Raw genomic sequence first — 3,645 nt, 5'->3', positions numbered from 1 at the left:
TCTCTCGACGGTGACGGAGCGCACGAACACGCGCTGCCCCGCACCGCCAGCAAGCGCTGACCGCCCCCGTCGTCGACTCGATCACCCCCGCTAAGCCCGCCCAGCCGGTATGCTTTATGCCAGCGACCGGGGGGTTTGGAGGCTGCGCGCCAGTGACTATGGGCGAGAACGAGTCGTCTTCGGCATCAGGCTTCCAGAGGCCGTGCGAGCAGGCAAGCGACGGTCTCGAGGAGTTGCTGGCGGTCCCCGAACAGACCGGGCAACTGCTGCGCGCCATCGTGGAAACCGGCTCACAACTCGACCTTGACTCGACGCTGCACCACGTTGTCACCGAAGCGATGGCGCTGACGGGTTGCCGCTACGGCGCGTTGGCGATCCGTGACCAGGACGGCAGGCTGACCTCGTTCGTTCACGCCGGGATGAGTACAGACTCGATCGCTCGTATCGGCGGCCCACCTACCGGCAAGGGCCTCATCGGGGTGGTGTTGGGTCAGGCCTCACCACTTCGCCTGGTGGATCTCACCACGCACCCGGCAGCAGTCGGACTACCGGCCGGCTACCCTCGTATGCGCGCCTTTCTCGGCGTGCCAATTATGCGACAGGACAAGGTTTTTGGCGGCCTTTACCTAACCGACGACCGGCTTGGATGGACGTTCAGCGAATCGCACGAAGTCGCGGTGCGGGTGTTCATCTCGGCCGCGGCGGTAGCCATTGACAACGCTCAACTGTTCGAACGCAGTGAGCGCCGGGCGGAATGGCTGGAAGCCAGCCGAGGGATCATCACCGAATTGCTCTTGGGCATCGACTCGACACAGTTGCCCCTTCAACTGATCGCCGCGCAAGTCCAGAAGCTGGCGGACGCCGAGCAAGCGATCGTGCTCACCCCCTCCGATGCCGACCTGCCACCCGAAGACATCGACACCCTCATCGTGTCTGCCGCGGCCGGGGCACACGCCGAAGAGGTGCTCGGCCAAGAAGTACCGGTCGACGGTTCGACAACCGGTCATGTCTTTCGCACCGGCTCGCCGATGATCACCGAATCTTTTCGGTATCCCATCCAGGCGTTCACCGACGCGGGCGAACGCTCAGCGATCGTCATGCCACTGCGATACGCACGAACTATCAGAGGAGTGATCGCTGTCGCACGCCACGTCGACGAGATACCCTTCGATTCAAGCTATCTCGATTTGGTCGGCGACTTCGCCAGCCAGGCCGCTCTTGCACTGGCCTTGGCGACCAGCAGCAAAGACACACGTGAGCTGTCGATTCTGGCCGATCGTGAGCGAATCGCGCATGATCTGCACGACTACGTGATCCAACGGCTGTTCGCCATCGGCCTGGACGTACAGGGAACCATTGCGCGAACCCGCTCCCCCGATCTGGTTGCGCGGCTCAACGGCACTATTGACGATCTGCAGAACACCATAGAGGACATCCGCAACACCATCTTCGAGTTGCATTCGTCGAGTACCGGCGAAGTCGGATTTCGTCGAAAAGTCCAGAACACCGTCGCCGACCTGACTGAGAATCGCAACATCACCACCACGTTGCACGTGTCCGGCCCGATGACCGCGGTCGGTCCTCAGTTGGCCCAACACGCGGAGGCCGTCGTCGCCGAAGCCGTCAGTAACGCCGTGCGGCATTCTGGCGCAACACATCTGAACATCGTGGTAAAGGTCGGCGACGAACTCCTGATTGATGTCGTCGATGACGGCTGCGGGATCCCAGAGTACAACCAGCGACGAAGCGGATTGGCGAACTTACATCGTCGCGCCGAGCAGGCGGGTGGCACTTGCTCGATTAGTACACCGGAGTCGGGCGGAACGCTCATTCGCTGGACGGCACCGCTCATCGACTGATGCGCGTTTGCGGATAGCTCCCGCACGTCAGCTTTCGGCTCGAAGGTCCTATGGCCACCGTGCGCGGGACTCACGCCTCTACCGTGCGGCGGCGACAGATCCTAACGTCGAAGTCGAGCCGCTCTCACCGGATACCGGCAAGAATGAGGACAACGAAATGTCATATTCTAAAGCGTATTACGGCATTGTCGTGGGCGTCGATGGATCAGGGGACGCCGATGCGGCTGTCCGGTGGGCGGCATACGAGGCAGCCAACCGCCAGGTTCGCCTGACGTTGGTGCAAGCCATTGCCATGCCGGCTCCGGGACGGTCGAATCCGGATCTACGCGAACTCTACGAAACTGACGCCGACGCCATCCTCGACGATGCCGTGACCAACATCAACGAGTCCATGAAAGACAATGCACCAGAGGATGTTAGGCGCCAGGTGTTCTTTTCGCGGCCTGCTCCGGCGCTTATCGACATGTCCAAAGATGCGGAGATGGTGGTCGTGGGCGCTCACGGACAGGGCGCACTGCGTCGTTGGCTGCTGGGGTCGGTGAGCAATGCCCTGATCCGCCACGCGCACTGCCCGGTAGCGGTGATCGACCGCGCACCTTCGCTGTCTTCCCAAGACCCAAAATCTCCGGTACTACTGGGATTCGATGGTTCAGCATCGTCGGAGGTCGCGGCTGAGATCGCGTTCAGGGAGGCATCGATGCGAGGTGCCGATCTGATGGTCCTGCACGCGGCCAGCGACACCGAACTGTCGCAAATTCTGAGCACGAAGTACTCCGAGGGCCTTGCCGGTGTCGGCGAAATGCTGACCGAGCGGCTGGCTGGTTATCAGAAGCGTTACCCGGACGTCCACGTGCAGCGGGCGGTAATGGACGATCGTCCGGCCGCTCACCTTATCAACCTCTCTGCGACCGCCCAGCTCGTCGTGGTCGGCAGTCACGGCCGTGGCGGCTTCGCCGGGATGGCTCTCGGTTCGGTCAGCAACGCGTTGGCGCACGCGTCGCGGACACCGGTGATTGTCGCCCGCAACCACTGATCCCCCGGTCAACACAGCGCTCTAGTTACGCCGTTGGCCGCACGCGCGACGCGTTGCTGTCAGCTAACCGCCGCTATCGCCGGTCAATCGGCGGAGGCTGGCTATGACAAGATCGGCCGGTTGCAGCGTGACGCCGATGTCGGCCATCTCTGCGCGGCCGCGTTCGTAGAGGCCGGATACCGCATCCTCGACAAGCACCACGCGATAGTCGCGCTCGCTGGCCTCGTAGATGGATGTGCGTGGACAGTTGGGATAATTGCACCCAGCGAACACCACGGTGTCGATCAGATTCTCGCGCAAGTAGTCATCGAGGATCGTGCCGTAGAAGGCGCCCCACCGCGGTTTGTAGAGGATGATCTCGCGCTCGGCAAGCCGCTGTGGATGTCCCGACAGCAGGAGTTGATCGTCGAATTGCGTGGCCGGATCTGGCGTGATGTCTGGCGCCAGCAGGCGCCCGGGTGTGTCTGGCCGCAGCATCGGACTGCTGCCGGCAACAAGTGATTTGCGCACCGGCTCGGCATTGCTTCCGTCGGCAAGGTAGAGCCGGACAATGTGCACAATCGGCAGGCCAGCACCTCGAAATGCCCGGCACAGTGCGGCGATCTGCGGCACGGCTGCTGAAGTGCCGGGGATCTCGAGAGTCCCGCCGTCGAGGGTGTCGGCCTGAACGTCGATCGTCAGCAACGCCGAGGACTCGAAGCGCGGCCGAACGAGCGGATCCATACTCGCAGCATAGCGGCACACCTGAACGTC

At 62.6% G+C, this 3,645-nt stretch carries 3 protein-coding genes; 2 read left to right on the top strand and 1 reads right to left on the bottom strand.

Annotation, left to right across the window (positions count from 1 at the left end):
- The first annotated feature begins 158 nt into the window (after window positions 1-158).
- Together AC2VOG_RS12840 and AC2VOG_RS12835 are read left to right on the top strand one after the other, a co-directional pair.
- Window positions 159-1,859 carry a sensor histidine kinase gene (locus tag AC2VOG_RS12840; RefSeq protein ID WP_486940281.1) on the top strand — a complete coding sequence of 567 codons (1,701 nt, stop codon included), beginning with the start codon at window positions 159-161 and terminating at the stop codon, window positions 1,857-1,859.
- Between the two features lie 157 nt (window positions 1,860-2,016).
- Window positions 2,017-2,892: a universal stress protein gene (locus AC2VOG_RS12835; protein ID WP_486940280.1), complete on the top strand. Its 876-nt coding sequence runs from the start codon at window positions 2,017-2,019 to the stop codon at window positions 2,890-2,892.
- 63 nt (window positions 2,893-2,955) lie between these two features.
- On the opposite strand, the gene AC2VOG_RS12830 is transcribed toward AC2VOG_RS12835, so the two are convergent.
- The coding region (locus tag AC2VOG_RS12830; protein ID WP_486940279.1) for a cysteine hydrolase family protein at window positions 2,956-3,645 on the bottom strand (690 nt) is incomplete at its 5' end.

It is taken from the genome of Mycobacterium sp. TH-M11 (assembly GCF_057473725.1).
Note: the sequence above shows the minus strand (reverse complement) of the source record. Positions and strands in the feature narration are given on the sequence as shown.